This is a genomic window from Brevundimonas sp. (assembly GCF_044336875.1).
Taxonomy (GTDB): Bacteria; Pseudomonadota; Alphaproteobacteria; order Caulobacterales; family Caulobacteraceae; genus Brevundimonas.
Map to the genome: position 1 here is coordinate 508,187 of NZ_JBIIOP010000001.1, position 17,845 is coordinate 526,031.

A 17,845-nucleotide genomic window follows, 5' to 3' on the forward strand; every position below is an offset into this window, starting at 1 on the left:
CGAGCGAAATAACGATGGCCCCAGCCGCCCCGCTTATCCTCGAAGGCGTCGTTCTCACCCTGCCGTCTTCAGCGGGACCGGTCGAAATTCTGAAATGCGTGGATCTGACGGTCGCGCCTGGAGAGACGATCGCCATTGCGGGCCCTTCCGGCTCGGGCAAATCATCGCTCATCTCGATCGCCGCAGGTCTTGAAACCCCGACCGGTGGGCGCGCAATCCTCTTCGGCCGGGATCTGGCGACCTTGGGAGAGGACGGCCGCGCCCGACTGCGCCGCGGGCGCGCGGCCCTTGTGTTTCAGAGCTTTCACCTGCTGCCCAATATGACCGCAGAGGAGAATGTTTGCGCCCCTATGGAGTTGGCTTGCCGCCCAGGCGCCCTTGCCGAGGCGCGGGTCTGGCTCGATCGGGTCGGTCTGGGGCCGCGTCGATCGCATTATCCGCACCAGATGTCGGGAGGCGAACAACAGCGCGTGGCTCTGGCCCGCGCCCTCGCCATCGGACCCGAACTTCTGTTCGCCGATGAACCCACGGGGAATCTGGACAGCGCCAATGGCGCCCTGGTCGCCGATCTGCTGTTTGATCTCGTGCGGGACAGTGGTGCGGCTCTGGTCCTTGTCACCCACGATGATCGACTGGCCGCGCGCGCCGACCGTATCGTGACGATGCGAGATGGCCGGGTCGTCGACGCTCCGCAGGCCGTCGCATGAAACTCGCACTGCGTTTCGCCGGTCGGGAGCTGAAATCGGGTGTCGCCGGCTTCCGCATCTTCCTGGCGTGTCTGGCGCTTGGCGTCGCCGCCATAGCGGCCTCCGGCTCGACCGCTGAAGCCTTCCGCCAGGGTCTGGCGAGTCAGGCGCGCGAGATCTTGGGCGGCGACGTCGTGTTCAGCCTAGATCAAGCCCGGTTCAGCCCCGAGCAGCGGGCCGCCTTCGGCGATCTTGGAGCCGCGTCCTATACGGTTCGCGCTAACGGCATGGCCGAGACCCGAACCGGTCAGCGCCGTCTGGTGGACATGCGCGGCGTCGACGCCGCCTATCCGTTGGTGGGTGCAGTCGAACTGTCGGGCGCGTCCAACCTCGAGATTGCGATGAGTATCGACAACGGCCTGTTCGGCGCAGCCGTCGAGCGGACCTTGATGGACCGATTGAATCTCAAGATCGGCGACGTCTTCACCGTCGGTTCAGCCCAACTGGTCATTCGCGCCATCCTGGTTAGCGAGCCGGACCGTCTGGGCCGGGGATTCGCCCTCGGACCGAGGGTGATCACTTCGGTCGCCGCCGTCGAACAAGCCGGTCTGCTTGAGCCCGGCGGCCTGTTCGGCGAGGCCGTCCGTATCACGCTCGAGTCTCCGTCGGATCCAAAATCGGCCATCGCAGGGATCGAAAAACGGTTTCCGCAAGCACGGCTGGAAGCCCGAGACCGGTCAGAGGCGGCCGCCGGCGCCAGCCGGCTGATTGATCAGCTGGACTATTTCCTCGGCTTCATTGGCCTGGCGTCACTCGTCGCAGGCGGGCTCGGCGTCGGCGGCGCCGTCTCGGCCTATCTGGAAGGCCGTAAGCCCTCCATCGCCACCCTGAAGGCCATGGGCGCTGAAGCCAACTTGATCCGCGACATCTATCTGATCCAGATCGGCGCCCTGGCCATAGCCGGAGTCTGCATCGGCTTGGCGATCGGCGCTGTCACGCCGCTCATTATCGGGCTGATCGCCAAGGACAGCCTGCCCGTGCCGGCATTGTTCGCCGTCTACCCGAGCCCGCTGATGAAGGCTGGCGCGTTCGGCCTTCTCGCCGCCGCCGCCTTCGCATTAGCGCCCTTGGCGCGCGCACGTGCAACCCCGCCCTCCTCTCTCTTCCGCCGCCAGCTCAGCGACCGCCCCGCCTGGGGCGTCGAACTGGCCTTCGCCATACTGGCTGCGGCCGCCTTGGCCGGCCTGGCGATTTGGACCGCGCCGTCGAAGCCTGCGGCGGGCGGACTGATTGTCGGAACCGTGATCGCCTTCGGCCTGCTATGGGCCCTCGGACGGCTCGCCGCCGCCCTGGCCGGACGCTTGAGACGCCATGTCCGGGGGGCCGCTCGTCTCGGGTTGGCCAATCTCGCTGGGCCGCGCTCGGCCGCACGGTCAGCCTCTCCCGCCATCGGCCTGGGCGTCGCCTTGCTGGCGTTGGTCGTACTGGTCCAGTCCAGCCTTCTGGGTCAAATCACCGAGGTCGCACCCCGCTCGGCCCCGTCGGTCGTTTTCACCGAAATTCCGGCAGACCGCGGCTCAGGCTTCGACGCAGCCGTCGCGCGGATCATGGGTGCGCCAGGTCCGGACCGCTACAGACGCGCGCCGCTCCTGACCGGGCGGATCATCCGGCTCAAGGGCGAGCCCGTGGACCTGGAAGCCCTGCCCCGAGGCGAGCGCTGGGCCTTTGATCAGGACATTCTTCTATCGGCGCTCGCCGGGGCGCCCGACGATGCAAACATTGTTTCCGGCCGATGGTGGTCCTCAGACTACGCCGGCCCGCCGCAGGCCGCCGTGTCCCGTACCCTGGCCGAGGCCGCAGGTTTGAGAGTTGGAGACAGTCTGACGTTGCAGATCTTGGGGCGAGAGATGGACGTCGCCGTCGCGGCCGTGCGCAAGACCGAACCGGGGGGATTCGGCACGAATTTCTTGATCGTTCTCAACGCCGCCGCCATCGAAGGCGCCAATCCGCGAAGCGTCGCCATCGCCCGCGCGACCCCCGCCGAGGAGCGCGTCTTGACCCAAACCCTCGGCGCTGGCTTCCGCGAGGTGAACATCATCAGCGTGCGCGAACAGCTGGAAGCGGCGGCCACCCTTTTTGATCGCCTGGCCTTAGCCATCAGAGGCGCCGCCGCTGTCGCTGGGCTGGCGGGTCTTTTGGTCCTGGTCGGCGCCATCGCCGCCGGCGTGCGCGAGCGAGCCCGAGAGGCCGCGATCCTGAAGGTCCTGGGTGGATCCCACCGTCAGATCCTGTGCGCCTATCTGGTCGAATACAGTCTGGTAGGCGCCATCGCCGGCATGGCCGGCCTGCTGCTCGGAGCGGCCGGCGCCTGGCCGATTGTGACCCTGGTCTTCAAGGCGACCTGGAGCTTCGACTGGACCGGCCTGATCCTGCTGCTGACCGGCGCCACAGGCGTCGCCGCCCTCGGAGGCGCCGTTGCCGCCATCCATGCCCTGTCGCGCCGGCCGGCTCCGGTGCTGAGATCAAGCGAGAGTGGTCCGACCGCTTCGTAAGCGTTGGCGGCCAGGCGCCGTCCATCGGTCTCATCTTCTGTTCCGCCCCAGTACACGGCAGCCTCTGAAAGAACCCATCCACCGGTCTCGGCGCACCAGAGCGTGTCGGGACGAGGCGACGCTCGGACAACATAAGCCAGTCGGAACCGTGAACTTATCCTCAGCGTTGATGCGAGGGCGGAGGGTGAGCCATGTGGAAATCACCGGAGACGACGGACTGGGGCGAACCCAAGTCGCCGCTGCGGCCGTCGCGTCTGCATAGGCTTCTCTCTCAGCTGGCGCAGGATGTTGCGCTTCTTTCAGCAGGCGGTGTGGTGCTGCTTCTTCTCGCCGGCGTTTTCCGCTAGCTGACGCAGCTGAACCGGCCGCTCCGGCCGACTTATGGTTTCGCCGCCCCCTCCCGCCCCGCTGGCGCATCAACCTAAACGGCAGATCAGGACAGGCGGCGGGTCGATCACGGTTTTGCCCCCTTGGTTGGCGGTCACTGAAGGCTCGAAGGGAACCCGGATCTTCTTTGCACGCTGACGCTTACCCTTGGATTGGAGTCGTCATGCGCCTGGACCTCGAGAGTATTCTTTACGTCAGCGAGTCCGTCCGACCCGATCCCACGCTTCTGACCTTGGCCGAAATCCTCGCGGCGTCCGACCGCAACAATCGTCGTGACGGGTTGACCGGCGCCTTGCTGGTCAGCAGCGGACATTATCTTCAGGTCCTCGAAGGCGCCGCCCAGGATCTGGATCGTACCTTGCACCGCCTGGAGGCCGATCCGCGCCACCGCGCGTTGAGGATACTAAGCCGTCATCCGATCAGGATCCGACGTTTTGGAGACTGGGCTATGGTCGCCGCGCGGATCTCTCCGGATCAGGAGGCGCAGATGAACGAAGTGATCCGAGCCGCGCCGGGCGACCCAGACAAGGCGGCGCAAGCCATGTTGGATTTGGTTCGTTCTCAACGCGCCTAGCGCACAGACCGCCGCGACGGCCAGATGAAGCGTCGCTGCTTCGGCGAGCGCGACAGCCCCGCCGAGAGACGCAGGGGGTTTCGGTGAAGCTGTCCGTTTCACCCAAAACACCGGGCCCTCGCTGCGACTGAAAAGCGCATGAAGCTCGTCGGCGATAGTGCGGACGTGAACCCTTGGGTTGTTGGATTTGATCGACGGTCGTGATCTGTCCCGCGCAGACCTAAGGCCATGTACGATAACCGGTTGGGAGCGCCCCGACGCGGTGTCAGCCCGCCTTCTTGACGCGGCTTCTCGTCGGCTTGCGGGTCTGGGTTGAAGCGTCTCCCTTGCCCTTCGCCCCTGACTTGCCCTTGGCGGTCGTCTTGCCTGACGACTTGGCGGGCGCCGCCCCGGCCTTGCCCTTGGCGTTCAGGCTGGCGCGTAGGGCCGCCATCAGGTCGATGACATTGGAGTCGTCAGGTTCTTCCACCCGAGCGGGCTTGTGTCCCTTCTTCTTGTCTTCGATCAGGGCCTTCAGCGCCTCCTCATACCGATCCACGAACTGGCTGGGCTCGAACGGCCCCTCCTGCTGCTCGATGATCCGCTCGGCGATCGAAATCATCGCCGGGTCCGCCTCCGCATCGCTTATCCCGGCGAAGATTTCGTCGGGCTGGCGAACTTCCGCGTCCGAGCGGATCGTGTAGGCAAGGATGCCCTTTCCGCGCGGCTCCAAGGCGAGGATGCGCTCGCGCGTCGCCATCACTACACGGCCCAATGCGATCTGGCCGGACTTCTCCAGCGCCGTGCGGATGACGCCGAACGCCTCCTGCGCCATCTTGCCGTCTGGCGCGAGATAATAGGGGTTGTCCCAGTATAGCCGATCGATCTCGTCGCCCGGAACGAACCGCTCGATCTCGATCGTCTTGGTGCTCTCAAGCCGAACCGATTTAATCTCCTCGTCGGTAAGCAAAATGTACTCGCCCTTGGACACTTCGTACCCCTTCACCAAAGACGACCGCTCCACCGGCCCCGTATCCGGGTCGGTGGTGATCATCTTGATACGATTATTGGTCTCGGGATTGATCAGGTTGAAATGAACGTCTCCGCCGGAATTTGTCGCCGTGAACAGGGAGACAGGGCAGGTCACGAGCGAGAGCTTCAGATGACCTTGCCAGCTGGGACGATACGCCATGTCGGTTCCTCTGCGGCGCCGCTCCGAGCGCCTGTGCCGACTCAACGAACCTCGGTCCGATTCGTTCGTGTCAAGCGCAGGGCGCGGCGTCGCCGGATCTAAGATCGATCATGAAACAGTGCTCGTGCCCCGTTCCCAGCTCGCGCACGATCACACTGATTTCGTCGCTGTCGCCGAGGGGCGGATGGAAATCCTCCACATAGGCGACGGCCGCAGCCTCGAACGAGGCTTCCTCAATGAGACGGGCGTGGTGATGGTCCACCGCGCGGGCATGGACGCTGAACTGACGAGCGGGGGCAGTCGTGTCGGTCATGGCGGTTCTCCTACCGTCTGAACGCCGTGCAAGAAGAAAGGATTCATTCTCGCCTGCGGCAACTGGATCGCGATGGGCGAATGGCCGTTGATCTCGGACCGATAGCGGAGACGTCGATGGCCGATCCAAAGCTCGCCAAATATCAGCAGATGCGGGATTTCAGCCAGACGGCCGAACCGTCGGGCCAGAAGGCCAATATCGTTCCATCTGAAGCGCTGCGTTTCGTCATCCAGAAGCACGCCGCCAGCCACCTTCATTTCGACCTGCGGCTCGAGTATGCGGGAACGTTCAGGTCGTGGGCCGTGCCCAAAGGCCCCTCGCTCGACCCGAAGGATCGCCGCATGGCGATGGAGGTCGAGGACCATCCGCTCGACTATGGGGATTTCGAGGGGACTATCCCAAAAGGTCAATACGGCGGCGGGACCGTGATGCTGTGGGACCGCGGCTACTGGGCGCCCGAGAAGGGGTTCGAAAACATCGGTCAGGCGCTGGCGAAGGGGGAACTGAAGTTCGTGATGGAAGGCGAGCGGATGCACGGCTCGTGGGTGATCGTGCGCCTGAAGGCCAAGCCAGGAAAGCCGAAGAACGCCTGGCTTCTGATCAAGCATCGCGACGAAGGCGCACTAGACGAGGCCGAAGGGCCGACCGAGGCGGACCGCTCCGTGGCCTCAGGGAGAACCATGGCCGAGATCGCTGCGGGCATGGGAAAGCCTCCCAAGCCCTTCATGACAACAAAATCGACCAGACCCAAATTCGCGTTGCGCAGCAAAACCGTCGATCCCACGCCACCCTCAAGCATCAAGAGCGGAACCGGGCGAGCCGCCCCCGCCAACACGCCTTTGCGTTCGCCCCCCAGGTCAAGGCCTCGACTGACGTCTTCCCCGCTGCCGCGCTTCGTGGAGCCGCAGCTGACGAAGTCTGTCGACAAGCCGCCGTCGGGCGAAGAGTGGGCCCACGAGATCAAGTTCGACGGCTACCGCATGCAGCTACGCGTGCAAGCGGGAGACGCCAAGTTGCTCACGCGCAAAGGCCTCGACTGGTCATCAAAGTTTCCGGAGATCGTCGCCGCCGGCGCTCGTCTGGCCGATGGAATCATCGACGGCGAAGTAGTCGCCCTTGATGCAACGGGCGCCCCGAACTTTGCAGCGCTGCAAGCCGCAATCTCGGACGGCACGACGAAGGATCTGGTCTATTTCGCCTTCGACCAGATGTTCGAGGGCCGCGCTGATCTGCGTTCATTCCCCCTCGCCGAGCGCAAGACGCGGTTGCAAACCCATCTCGAACCTGCGCCCGCGAACCTGCGCTACGTCGATCATTTCGTTTCAGCCGGCGACGCGGTCCTGCTGTCGGCCTGCCGCATGGACCTGGAGGGCATTGTCTCCAAGCGGCTGGACGCGCCTTATCGTTCAGGACGAAGCGAAACTTGGACCAAGGCCAAATGCCGCCAGGGCCATGAGGTGGTGATCGCGGGCTGGACGACCACCGGAGACGCCTTCCGATCATTGATCGCGGGGGTCTATCGCGAAGGAGAGCTCGTTCACGTCGGCCGGATCGGCACCGGGTTCGGCCGCGACGTGGTGGCGCGGATCATACCGCGATTGCGCGCGCTCGAGACGGACGACAGTCCGTTCAAACACAAGGGCGCCCCACGCAAGGCCACCGGCGTACATTGGGTGCGGCCAGAACTTGTAGCGGAAATCCAGTACGCCGGGTTCACGGGCGACGGCGCCATCCGTCAAGCCTCGTTCAAGGGCCTTCGAGAAGACAAGCCTGCTCGCGAGGTCGAGGCCGACACGCCTGCGCCAGCAGACACCGCCGTCGCTGCGCCTGATCAGGCCGATCACGTCCGCGCCGTCCCCGGCACGGTCAGGGTGAAGGCGAATACCGTCCCCGCGCGAAGTTCGGCGGTCGTCATGGGCGTCACCTTGAGTCATGCCGATAAGGCGCTCTGGCCGGACGCGGGGGATGATCGACCTGTGAGCAAGCGTGACCTCGCGCAATACTACGAGGCGGTTGGGCCGTGGCTGCTCCGACACCTCAAAGGACGCCCCTGCTCGATGATCCGCATGCCGGACGGCATAACGGGCGACCAGAAGTTTTTCCAGCGACACGGGTCCAAGGGCCAATCCAATCTGATCACCGAGGTCGACGTCTCCGGCGACCGAAAACCCTATCTCCAATTCGATAGGCCAGAGGCCCTGATCGCCGCCGCCCAGACCGGGGCCCTCGAACTTCATCCCTGGAACTGCCAGCCATTCTCGCCGGACACGCCGGGCCGTCTCGTGTTCGATCTAGATCCCGCGCCGGACGTCGAATTCGACCGAGTGGTCGAGGGCGCGCGCGAGATCCGCGACCTTCTCGAAACGCTCGGCCTGGTCAGTTTCTGCAAGACCACCGGCGGCAAGGGGCTACACGTCGTCACCCCCCTTAAATCGGAGACCGTCGATTGGCCGACGGCCAAGGCCTTCGCCCGCGACGTCTGCAAGCGCATGGCCGAGGCGGCTCCAGACCGCTACCTGATCTCAATGGCCAAGAAGGACCGCGACGGTCGAATTTTTCTCGATTATCTGCGCAACGACCGGAAGGCGACGGCGGTCGCGCCGCTCTCTCCGCGCGGAAGGCCTGGCGCGACGGTGTCGATGCCTTTGACGTGGACTCAGGTTCGCAAAGGTTTGGATCCCGCGCGATTTACCGTCCGCACCACGCCAGCGCTTATCGAGGACCTCGTCGCCTGGGAGGATTATTGCGATAGCGAGCGGCGCCTGACCAGAGCGATCACCCGCCTCGGCAAGGCCTAGGGGTCGCGCCCGGTGCGTATCGCCACCTTCAACATCAACAACATCAACCGCCGCCTGCCCAATCTGCTGGACTGGCTCCGCATTGCTGAGCCGGACATCGTATGTCTACAGGAGCTCAAGGCAGAGGATCGCGCCTTCCCGCTCGCCGCGATCGAGGCCGCCGGGTACGGGGCCGTCTGGCGGGGTCAGAAGACTTGGAACGGCGTCGCCATACTGGCAAAGGGCTCGACCCCGATCGTCACCCGGCGACGCTTGCCGGGCGACCCCTCCGACGATCAGTCCCGCTACATCGAGGCGGCGGTTCGGGGCGTTCTGATCGCCAGCCTCTATTTGCCGAACGGCAATCCGAGGCCGGGTCCGAAGTTCGATTACAAGCTCGCCTGGTTCGAGCGGCTGATTGCTCACGCCGCTGTACTGCGGAAGGCGGGCGTGCCCGCTGTCCTCGCCGGCGACTTTAATGTGGCGCCGACCGAGGCCGACATCTGGCCGGGGCATCACGAACAGGACAACGCCCTGCTCCAGCCGGAGGCCCGCGCGGCGTTTCAGCATCTGCTCGACCAGGGCTGGACCGATGGGCTTCGCCATCACCACCCGGATGGGCCGCTGTGGACCTTTTGGGGTTATCTTCGTCACCGCTGGCCCAATGACAAGGGAATGCGTCTGGACCATCTGCTGGTCAGCCCGGATCTGGCGCCACGCCTTGTCGCCGCAGGCGTGAGCCGCGACGTGCGCGGCGCTGACGGCGCCAGCGACCATGCCCCGGCATGGATCGAGCTTGAGACAGGCCACGGCAAAAAGCCGGCCGTCTCCTCCCCTTCGCGACGGTCCGCTGGCGCCTCGCGTCGCACCTGACCGCTTCCCACGCGCCCTCCACCGCGTTCGTGAAACGGTCGACGACAAACCGCCCTGGATCGCGACCGGCAAACCGTGACCACCCGTTCCTCATGGAGGTCGTTGTGGTCTTCGGCCGCCCGCTGCAGAGGCGACCGACGGCTGATCAAATCGGCAGCGCCGAACCGGCATTCAAGGATCATCTGCGGCAGTTGCGACAAATAGAGGCGCACATTGGTCTGGACCGAAGTCAGGGCGAGCCCTCCTCCATGAACCGCCGAGGACACCTGACGGGACGGCTCTCACCGATGCGATGTGGCGGGTCCGACCTTTGCATAGCGGCGCGGTGATACCCCCATAGTCCGCTTGAAGGCCGTGTTGAAGGCGTTTTCGGATTCGTACCCCAGGCCGCGAGCGATCTGAGCAAGCGTGTCGCTGGTCCGCGTCAGCCGATCGCCCGCTACAAGCATGCGCCAACGGGTCAGGTACGCGATCGGTGCTTCGCCAACCTGATCGCGAAACCTTTTCGCAAAGACCGACCGGGACATGCCGGCCTCCGAAGCCACTGCCGCCAACGTCCAGCGCTTGGCCGGCGCGGCATGGACCGCGCTGAGCGCCATGGCGATCTGGGGATCAGCCAGACCGGCGAACCAACCGGCAGGCCGATCTCCCTCATGTGTCAGCTGAAGCCGAAGCGCCTGGAGCAGCATCATGTGGGACAGGTGCTCCGCCATCATCGTCGCGCCCGGTCGGGCATCGCGCAACTCCTCCGTCATCCGCTCGATAGACCAGCGCATCGCCGTGCGATCGCTTGCCGCATGAAGGTGGATGACCGGCGGCAGCGCACTCAGGACCATCGCGGCATGGCGACCCTCGACGGTGAAGCGACTGCCCGTCAGGAACACGTCACCGCCCCCATTCCAGATGGCGATCCCGCCGTGTCTTGCCGTGTCGCCAAACACCTCCTGCGGGGTTGCAGCAGGTGCGCCCAGGTCGCCGGCGAGGGTGAACGGGCGGCCGCTCGCCAGAACAAAACAGTCTCCGGTGGCGAGGCGAACGGCGTCGCCTGCGCCATCGACCCGCAACCAGCATTCGCCGTTCGTCACAACATAGCATTTGATGCGGCCGCCCATCTCCTGGAAGCGGATCGCCCAGGCTCCTCCCGCATCCAGCCCGGCTGTGATGTGGCTACACGGTCGCAAAAGAGAGAGCACGTCGGACAGCGGATCCATCTTCTTCCTCACGGACGATCACGAAGATTTTCGGGACGGAAAACGATAGTACGTGCCGGCTCGCGTTCATATCTCCGCCATCCCGGTTCTCGACGACCGGTCTCGCAGCGCTGGAGACAAGAAATGATCGTAGTGACCACGCCCACCGGCCAGATCGGATCGAAGGTCGTGTCGGACCTGCTCGCCGCCAATGCCGATGTCCGGGTGATCGTGCGGGATGGCGACAAGTTGCCCGAAGATGTTCGCGCGGCCGTCGACGTCATAACCGGGTCGCACGGCGACGCTCCTGTGCTGGCGCGGGCGCTGGACGGAGCCGACGCAATGTTCTGGGTCACGCCGCCCGACACGAGTCAGACACTTGAGGAGACCTATCTCGACTTCACGCGTCCCGCAGTCGACGCGATCCGCCAACATGGCGTCCGTCGCGTCGTCACCATCACGGCGCTGGGGCGTGGGACGCGATGGCAGGACATGGCCGGGCTCGTCAGCGCATCAGTCGGGATGGTGGACCTGCTGATGTCCAGCGGAGCGGCGCTACGCGGGCTCGCCATGCCGTCGTTCATGGAAAATACTGCGAGGCAGATCGGCGTGATGAAGGACAAGGGCCTGTTCTTCGGTCCGATCGACCCAGACAAAAACCTGCCCATCACCGCGACGCGCGACATGGGGGCTGCGGCCGCGCGCGTGCTGCTCGACGATCGCTGGACGGGGCAGGAAGAGTTGGCGCTCCTCGGCCCCGAAGATCTGTCGTTCAACGATCAAGCCGCGATTATCTCGGAGGTGACAGGGCGCGAAATCCGCTACCAGCAGATCGGCTGGGGCCAGTTCAAGCAGCAGTTTCTCGATCGCGGCGCGACCGAATCCTTTGCGCAAGCCTATGTCGACATGTATCGCGCCAAGAACGATGGGATCGACAACCTCGCCAAGCGCCGGGCCGATTTGAGGGCGCCGACCACCTTCCGCCAATTTGCCGAGGCGCAGATCAAACCGGCGTTGGCGGGCTGAATGCGCCCTGTCCGGTCGGTCTGATCCGATCGGAACGTAATACGACCTTTCGCCCATCTGCCGTCAATCGCACCTGATCGACCCCAAGCGGCAGCACCAAGCGCTCGAGGGTGGGGAACTTCGGTTCTTTTCAGTAGATGCGTGCGCGCCGACCCTCGCGTCGGTCGACAGGGGGCGTGAGAAGCCATGTCGATCTCAGTCGCCCAAATAGGCGCGGTCTCGTCTCTGGACGCGGCATAACCATGCCTTGTCGCCCCAATGCTTAGCCAAGAGGCGGCCCGGCGCGCTCTGATCACGGGTTGGACGGCGACACCGTAGTTTGGGCGTGGTGTTCAATCACGCCGCGTTCGACCTCATCGCGAGCGAAGACCTCTTGCTGCCCGTCTTCGAGCAGCTGGTCGCTTTCACCGCCAAGTCCGCCTTGCGCGAGGCCGCGCGACGAATCCATTTGCTGGTGCAAGTCGGACTTTGACGTCGAGGCGCTCATGACTGATCTCCGGACGGTCGTCTCCGCCCTCATCTCGAAAAGCCATAGCGCCCACTAGGTTTCCTCTGTCCACCGCCGAACGCAAACGCGCCGGCTCCCCTCTGCAGCGAGGTCAGCCCACAATCGACGCGTCGGGCTGTATTCCCTCAGCTGGATCGACTTCGGCCCTTGGCAGGAAATCTGACCTCGTCCGCGGTCAGGTCGTTCGGCCGGTCAGAAGCACGACCCCAACGAGGACGGCAGCCCAGTGTACGCTGGCTGCGGCGACTACGTGGCCATGCCAGATCGCCCGGAAATACCGCAGACGTTTGCGCACATAAAACAGCACGCCGGACATGTAGACGAGCCCGCCTATGCCGAGCAGCATCAAGGCCACCCACGACCCGTGCGCGAGCATGGGCTTGAATGCGATCAGCACCAGCCAACTCAGCGCGATGTACAAGCCCACCCAAAAGCCCTTGCTCAGTCCGGGCAGGAACAGCTTGCCCAGCGCCCCGAGGCTCGCGAGCGTCCATATCGTCGTCGTCATGGCTACAGCCCAGACCCCGGTCAGGGTGTGGGTCGTGAACGGCGTGTAGGAGGCGGCGATCATCAAAAAAATGCCGGCGTGATCGAGCCTGCGAAGCCGAGGCTGCCAGGATGGACGGGCGAAATTATAGGCTGTCGAGAATACGAGCATGGCGATAAGACCCACGGCATAGACGCAGACGGCGGCGATCAGGCCAACGTCGCCGCGTGAGACGGAGAGTCCCAGCAAAATGCCGCCGCCGAACAGCGACAGGCCCAGTCCGATCAGATGAACGATGAGGTCGGCAAGCCGGGCGGTCGTGGTGGGATAGTGGCTCCCAGGGCGCGAGATATCGCTCATGGAGATCGATTGCTTATAGGCCTGTCGGATCGACACGAGACCTGTAGGCCTCACTCGTGTCCATACGACGACCGTCAAGATCGAACACGCCTCAGGAACATCTGCGCCGGTCAGACCTTGTCGAAAGGCGAGAGGAGACGACTATGTCGCGCGAACAATCCAAGGGCCGTGAAAATAATGGGGCGGAACCCGGTGGAAAGCCCGATCCTTTGACCTCAGACGCAGCGGTTCGAAAGGTCGGCAAGGCCGAGACGAAGAGCGCAGGTCCGGATGGCCCCGACGCCACCGCGATCAGTGATACCTTTAAGAAGACGGGCGGCGTCTAAGCCCGGTTCGGTCGGATATGGCTGCTGTCAGGCCCGGTCAGCCTCTTCGCGAGGGGTCGCGTCACACCCTTTTCGCCCGATTCCCGGATCTTAGTTTGAGAGGTTCACGCGATTACCCTGGCCTCGCACCCTCAAGTCCGGAGCTGCGGATGGGCGGTTTCGGAAATCTGGAGCACGTCTATGACTCGAGCGAACAGGTCGAGAGCCTGACGGTCGTTCAGGGCGTCGAACGATACATTAGCGGTGACCTTATGAAGGCTTTGGATCACATCGCCACAGTTGGCGCGATCTCCTTTTCCATCTCTCCAGACCCAAGTCGCTATTGCAGCAATGATCTGCAGCGCCTCTTGATCGGTCATCTGGCTGTCCTGAAGCATGGCCACGGCTGCGACCTCTCCGATTTCCTGAAGAGCGCGGCGGCATTGGGCGGGCTCGGGCGGTGACATGATTTTACAACGCGCTGCATACCTCTCGGTTCGATCCGGGCTCGGCCGACGCACTGAGCGCGTTCCAAGCTTTGGGCGACGCTGGGGTTAGCACCAGCCAAGCTCGATCACCTCGCAAACCTCGAGCGGCAGGGCCCAGGTCGCCGGACGCGCAATGGCGCAGTGCTGGGACAGAGATTTGAAAGCAGGCGATCCTGACCGGGCAGTGGGCTTGCCGCCGCCCTCCACGGCCCCACGGTCTGCGAGATGTTCGACGCGGCAAACCGTACGCCGCCTAGTTCACCAACTTGGCGGCCAAATCGGGAAGACGGAAGGGTTTGAGAAGCCGCTCGAGATCGGGCGCGATGCCCTCAACTTCGGCATAGCCTGAGACGATCAGGGCCCGCCGGCCGGGAAAACGCTGCTGGAAGAGACGGCAGAGTTCGGTTCCGTTCTGACCGGGCATCAGATGATCCGTAATCAGCAGATCGGGTTCCAGGCCTCCATCAAGGCGCGCGAGCGCGTCTTCCGCCGAGCCTGACTCCACCACGGTGTAGCCCAAAACCCTCAACATTTCCGCCGTGCTCTCTCGCACCGGCGCTTCGTCATCGACGAGGAGCACCATGCCGGTCTGGGGGCTCGCCTCTAAGTCGTCGGTGCGCGCCGTGGACACAGCCGCAAGATCCGTCGCCGGCAGCCAGAGTCGCACGCTCGTCCCCTCCCCTGGCCTGCTGTCGATGGTTAGAACGCCGCCGAGTTGTGCGGCGAGCCCATGCGCCATCGACAGCCCCAGTCCCGTCCCCTTGCCGATTCCCTTGGTGGAAAAGAAGGGTTCGACGGAACGCTGGACAGTCTCCTCATCCATGCCGACGCCGGTGTCTGCAACAGACAAACGGACGTAGCGCCCCGGATTCAGCCCCGAGACCTCGTCGCGCGCCACGTCCACGGCTTCCGCTGCGAGCGTCAGGCGACCGCCTTGCGGCATGGCGTCCCGCGCGTTCACGCTGAGATTAAGGACGGCCATTTCGATCTGATTTTCGTCCGCGACCGCCGACGGCAAATCAGCTTCGACCTTCAGCTCGATTTGAATATGCGGTCCCGACGTGCTGGCGACCAGTTCAGCCATTCCAGCCACAAGCGCCCCCACGTCGATCGGCCGGGCCTGGAGAGGTTGGCGCCGAGCAAAGGCCAGCAGCCGCTGCACCAGGACGCGCGCTCGTTCGGCCGACTGGATCGCGCCGGCGATGAGGCGCTTCTCTCTGGCGCCCCCGAAGTTCTGACGCTGCAACAGATCGAGACTACCGACGATGGGGGTAAGCAGATTGTTGAAGTCGTGCGCGACGCCGCCGGTCAGACTGCCCATCGCCTCCATCTTCTGGCTCTGCCGTAGCGCCTCCTGGGCGGTGAGGAGTTCCGCCTCGGCGCTTAGCCGATCGGAAATGTCCGTGGCCAGGTGGAAGGCGCCGACGATCGCCCCGTCCAGGTCACGCAGAGGCGTGTAGCTGATCTCCCAGACCGGCTGTCCGAACTCCGGCCTGCCGAAGACCTCCGTTACAGTGAAGCTCTCGCCCGCCAGGGCCCGGTCCATCAGGGCGCGCATCAACTTGGCCTGTTCCGGAATGAACAGGTCCGGGAAGACCTGCCCCAGTTCCGTGTCGAATCCGTTTACTCGCCTGAACTCGTCATTATGCGCCCTGTTGAATGCGATCAGACGGTAGTCTGTATCGAAAGCGCAGATCGGTGATGCGGTGGCTTCAACAATGTCATGATACTGGCGCAGCTCCACTGTGCGCTCGGAGACCTGTTTCTCGAGGGTCTCGTTGAGCTCCCGAAGACGAATCTCCGCCGCCTTTCGATCGCTGATATCGTTAAACAGCAGAGCCACCCGATTCTGCCCCGCCGGGCCGACTGGTAAGGCGTGCACGTCGAACCATCTTCCCATAGCCTCGGATCCGTTCTCGAACCGCAGGGCTTCCCCGGTTGAAGCGACGCGGCCGTAGAGGTCGAACCAGTGGCGCTCGAGCCCAGGTACAAGCGTCGCGGCCCAGTGCCCTACGGCATCGACCAACCCCGTCTGTCGTTCGAAGGCGGGATTGGCTTCGACGAACCGGTAGTCGACCGCGCGCGTGCCGTCGAACTTCACTTCGATGACGCAGAACCCCACATCCACAGCCTCGAACAAAGTCCGGTATCTGACTTCGCTTTCGCGCAGACGCGCCTCGGCCCCGACCCGCTGCACATGCGCCCAGCACCGTTCCACCACGGCTTCGACCAGGCCGATCGCCTCGTCGCCCCACCGCCTCGGTCGGTCCTGATGAACGGCCATCATGGCCACTAGACCGCCGTCCTTCACCAGAGGGCAGCAGACGATGGCGTCGATTCCGATCGACCGGAACATCGCCTGACCGTCCGCCTCGCTCAACTCACGAGAGACGTCTTCGACCACCAGAGTCCTTCCGGCCCGCATATCCGCGGCGGCGCGGGATCCGAAAAGGTCAAGGCTGTAATCGCCGATCGAACTGTCGACTCCGGGGGCCGTGTAATCTCCTCGGATGAAGAAGCGGTCGCTGTCGGCGTCCACATCCGCAAAGGCGCACCGCGCGGCTCCCAAATGGCGCCCTAGAAGGGCGGCGGCCGAAATCATGGCTGAAGGAGCATCGTCCGCAGCCTGGAGAACCTCGTCCAGCGTCCGCAGGAATCGCAAGCGGGCTTCACTGCGACGGACCTCCTCCTCGGCTTGCTTTCTTTTGGTGATATCAATCGCCGTCCCCACGACACGGACGCAGGCGCCGGTGTCATCGAAGATGCCCCGTCCCTTTGCGGCGACCCACCTGACGACGCCGTCCTCCTTGCCAATGGTACGATATTCGACATCGTAAACCGCGCGCTCGACCGGATCGCAGGCGGCCCGGAAGGCGGCAGACGCCGGATTGCGATCCTCAGGATGCAGGCCGTCGTAGAAGTCCGACATGGATACGGGCGCCTCAGGCGAGACGCCGAACATGCCCTTCACGATCGGCGGCCAAATCAGGATGTCGTCGACCAGATCGACGTCCCAAAACCCCACCTCGGCCGCTTCAGTGGCTAGCCTCAGTCTCTGTTCGTTCACAGCCAACGCTACCCGGGTCGCCTGCAGTTCGGTCATATCCAACATCGCACCGATCATGCGCGTCGCTCGACCATCGGCGTCTCGGATTAGATGGCCGCGATCCAGGATGGCCGCATAGGTCCCGTCAGCGCGTCGAAACCGATATTCGTCTGTCCAACTTTCGGCGTCGCTATCGATGGCCGCATGGATGCTGGCGTCAATGCGATCGCGGTCCTGAGGATGGATGTGGGCGATCCGCCACTCCCCCGTAGACTCGATATCGGCGACGACGTGACCGTAGCTGTCCTCAAGGGCGGCGTTCCAGATCACGTGGTTGGTGGCGAAGTCCCAATCCCAGATCGCATCGTTGGTCGCCCGCGCGGCCAGTCGATAGCGCGCCTCGACTGCCGCCAGAGACGTCTCTGCCTGAAGGCGACCGGACACGGCTCGCGCAAGCTGCGCCTCAAGGTCTCTCTCCTCGCGTGGATCGAGAGCATACGCGTTTTGTACGAGAGGCTTGTCAGACACTGATTTTCAACACGCCGTGGACAGGCGTCGCTTATACCCAACCCTCGGTCCGGAAGGAACTTTCGTATTCCCTCTGACCTCCTCTCGCTCCCCGCAGCACCGCGAAGACCGCAACCGCGTCTTTCCTTCTGCGCGATGAGGCCCCAGGCCGGGCAAGAACCTCGGGGGGGCGGTTGCGCCAGCCGACCGGGCTTCGGTCAGATCCGCCCCTTGAGAGGCCGCGCCGGCTGGCGCGATGCAGACCCCAGAGAGTTGATCCGGCGCGCCAGGAATCGTCTCAACGCCTCGCCACCGCCTTTCTTAGATCCATCGCCCTCTCCCAGAACGGAGACCTCGGCCTCGGGTCAGGCAGATCGTCTCGACGAAAGACTTTCAGGCCGCAACGGCTGCATCGAACGGCCTCTGCAGAGATTGGAGCTGCCAGAGCGAGCAGGAGAAGCAGGTGGTGGGCGCATCGCCTTAGACACGATGTTACGCAGCGCTTACGAAGCCGATGGGGCGCCGGGCTCGAACTTTCGGCGGGCCCCGCCAAGGGATGCCGCTGACCGGGATGCTCGCAACCGGACAGTCATCT

The 17,845-nt window shown here is 64.2% G+C and carries 14 protein-coding genes; 8 read left to right on the forward strand and 6 right to left on the reverse strand.

The genetic code is table 11. The features are described 5' to 3' along the window. Positions 1-14 precede the first annotated feature (14 nt). From ACIQ1T_RS02435 to ACIQ1T_RS02445, 3 genes are all read left to right on the forward strand, one after another. The gene (locus ACIQ1T_RS02435; protein ID WP_395942895.1) at positions 15-707 is read left to right on the forward strand and encodes an ABC transporter ATP-binding protein; all 693 of its coding nucleotides are present in this window, start codon (positions 15-17) and stop codon (positions 705-707) included. Then, positions 704-3,238 carry an ABC transporter permease gene (locus tag ACIQ1T_RS02440; RefSeq protein ID WP_395942896.1) on the forward strand — a complete coding sequence of 845 codons (2,535 nt, stop codon included), beginning with the start codon at positions 704-706 and terminating at the stop codon, positions 3,236-3,238. Before ACIQ1T_RS02435 ends, ACIQ1T_RS02440 begins: the two co-directional genes overlap by 4 nt. Positions 3,239-3,788: 550 nt before the next feature. Then, positions 3,789-4,199 (forward strand): BLUF domain-containing protein, encoded by a 411-nt coding sequence (locus ACIQ1T_RS02445; protein ID WP_395942897.1) that lies wholly within the window; start codon positions 3,789-3,791, stop codon positions 4,197-4,199. Between the two features lie 265 nt (positions 4,200-4,464). Here ACIQ1T_RS02445 and ACIQ1T_RS02450 read toward each other — a convergent pair whose 3' ends face one another. Beyond that, a complete protein-coding gene (locus ACIQ1T_RS02450) occupies positions 4,465-5,370 on the reverse strand; it encodes a Ku protein (protein ID WP_395942898.1) in 906 nt (301 codons plus the stop codon). A gap of 70 nt (positions 5,371-5,440) precedes the next feature. After that, positions 5,441-5,683, reverse strand: a complete 243-nt coding sequence (locus tag ACIQ1T_RS02455; protein ID WP_395942899.1) for a DUF5961 family protein — start codon at positions 5,681-5,683, stop codon at positions 5,441-5,443. 116 nt (positions 5,684-5,799) lie between these two features. Here ACIQ1T_RS02455 and ligD point away from each other — a divergent pair, with 116 nt between their 5' ends. Continuing rightward, a complete protein-coding gene (ligD, locus tag ACIQ1T_RS02460) occupies positions 5,800-8,481 on the forward strand; it encodes a DNA ligase D (protein ID WP_395942900.1) in 2,682 nt (893 codons plus the stop codon). 12 nt (positions 8,482-8,493) lie between these two features. Beyond that, a complete protein-coding gene (locus tag ACIQ1T_RS02465; protein WP_395942901.1) occupies positions 8,494-9,333 on the forward strand; it encodes an exodeoxyribonuclease III in 840 nt (279 codons plus the stop codon). A gap of 281 nt (positions 9,334-9,614) precedes the next feature. Here the strand turns inward: ACIQ1T_RS02465 and ACIQ1T_RS02470 are convergent, their stop codons facing one another. Then, a complete protein-coding gene (locus ACIQ1T_RS02470; protein ID WP_395942902.1) occupies positions 9,615-10,544 on the reverse strand; it encodes an AraC family transcriptional regulator in 930 nt (309 codons plus the stop codon). Positions 10,545-10,667: 123 nt separating this feature from the next. On the opposite strand from ACIQ1T_RS02470, the gene ACIQ1T_RS02475 reads away from it, so the two are divergent. Then, positions 10,668-11,549, forward strand: coding sequence for an NmrA family NAD(P)-binding protein (locus tag ACIQ1T_RS02475; protein WP_395942903.1), 882 nt, complete (start codon positions 10,668-10,670; stop codon positions 11,547-11,549). Between the two features lie 292 nt (positions 11,550-11,841). Here ACIQ1T_RS02475 and ACIQ1T_RS02480 read toward each other — a convergent pair whose 3' ends face one another. Together ACIQ1T_RS02480 and ACIQ1T_RS02485 are read right to left on the reverse strand one after the other, a co-directional pair. Next, entirely contained in the window at positions 11,842-12,036 is a 195-nt protein-coding gene (locus ACIQ1T_RS02480) for a hypothetical protein (RefSeq protein WP_395942904.1), read from the reverse strand. 196 nt (positions 12,037-12,232) lie between these two features. Next, a complete protein-coding gene (locus ACIQ1T_RS02485) occupies positions 12,233-12,904 on the reverse strand; it encodes a hemolysin III family protein (RefSeq protein WP_395942905.1) in 672 nt (223 codons plus the stop codon). A gap of 143 nt (positions 12,905-13,047) precedes the next feature. On the opposite strand from ACIQ1T_RS02485, the gene ACIQ1T_RS02490 reads away from it, so the two are divergent. Further along, complete coding sequence (locus ACIQ1T_RS02490) at positions 13,048-13,230, forward strand: hypothetical protein (RefSeq protein WP_395942906.1); 183 nt, start codon at positions 13,048-13,050, stop codon at positions 13,228-13,230. Between the two features lie 149 nt (positions 13,231-13,379). After that, a complete protein-coding gene (locus ACIQ1T_RS02495; protein WP_395942907.1) occupies positions 13,380-13,673 on the forward strand; it encodes a hypothetical protein in 294 nt (97 codons plus the stop codon). A 277-nt stretch (positions 13,674-13,950) separates the two neighbouring features. On the opposite strand, the gene ACIQ1T_RS02500 is transcribed toward ACIQ1T_RS02495, so the two are convergent. Further along, on the reverse strand, positions 13,951-17,271 hold the full coding sequence (locus ACIQ1T_RS02500) for a PAS domain S-box protein (protein ID WP_395942908.1): 3,321 nt from the start codon (positions 17,269-17,271) through the stop codon (positions 13,951-13,953). Positions 17,272-17,845 lie beyond the last annotated feature (574 nt).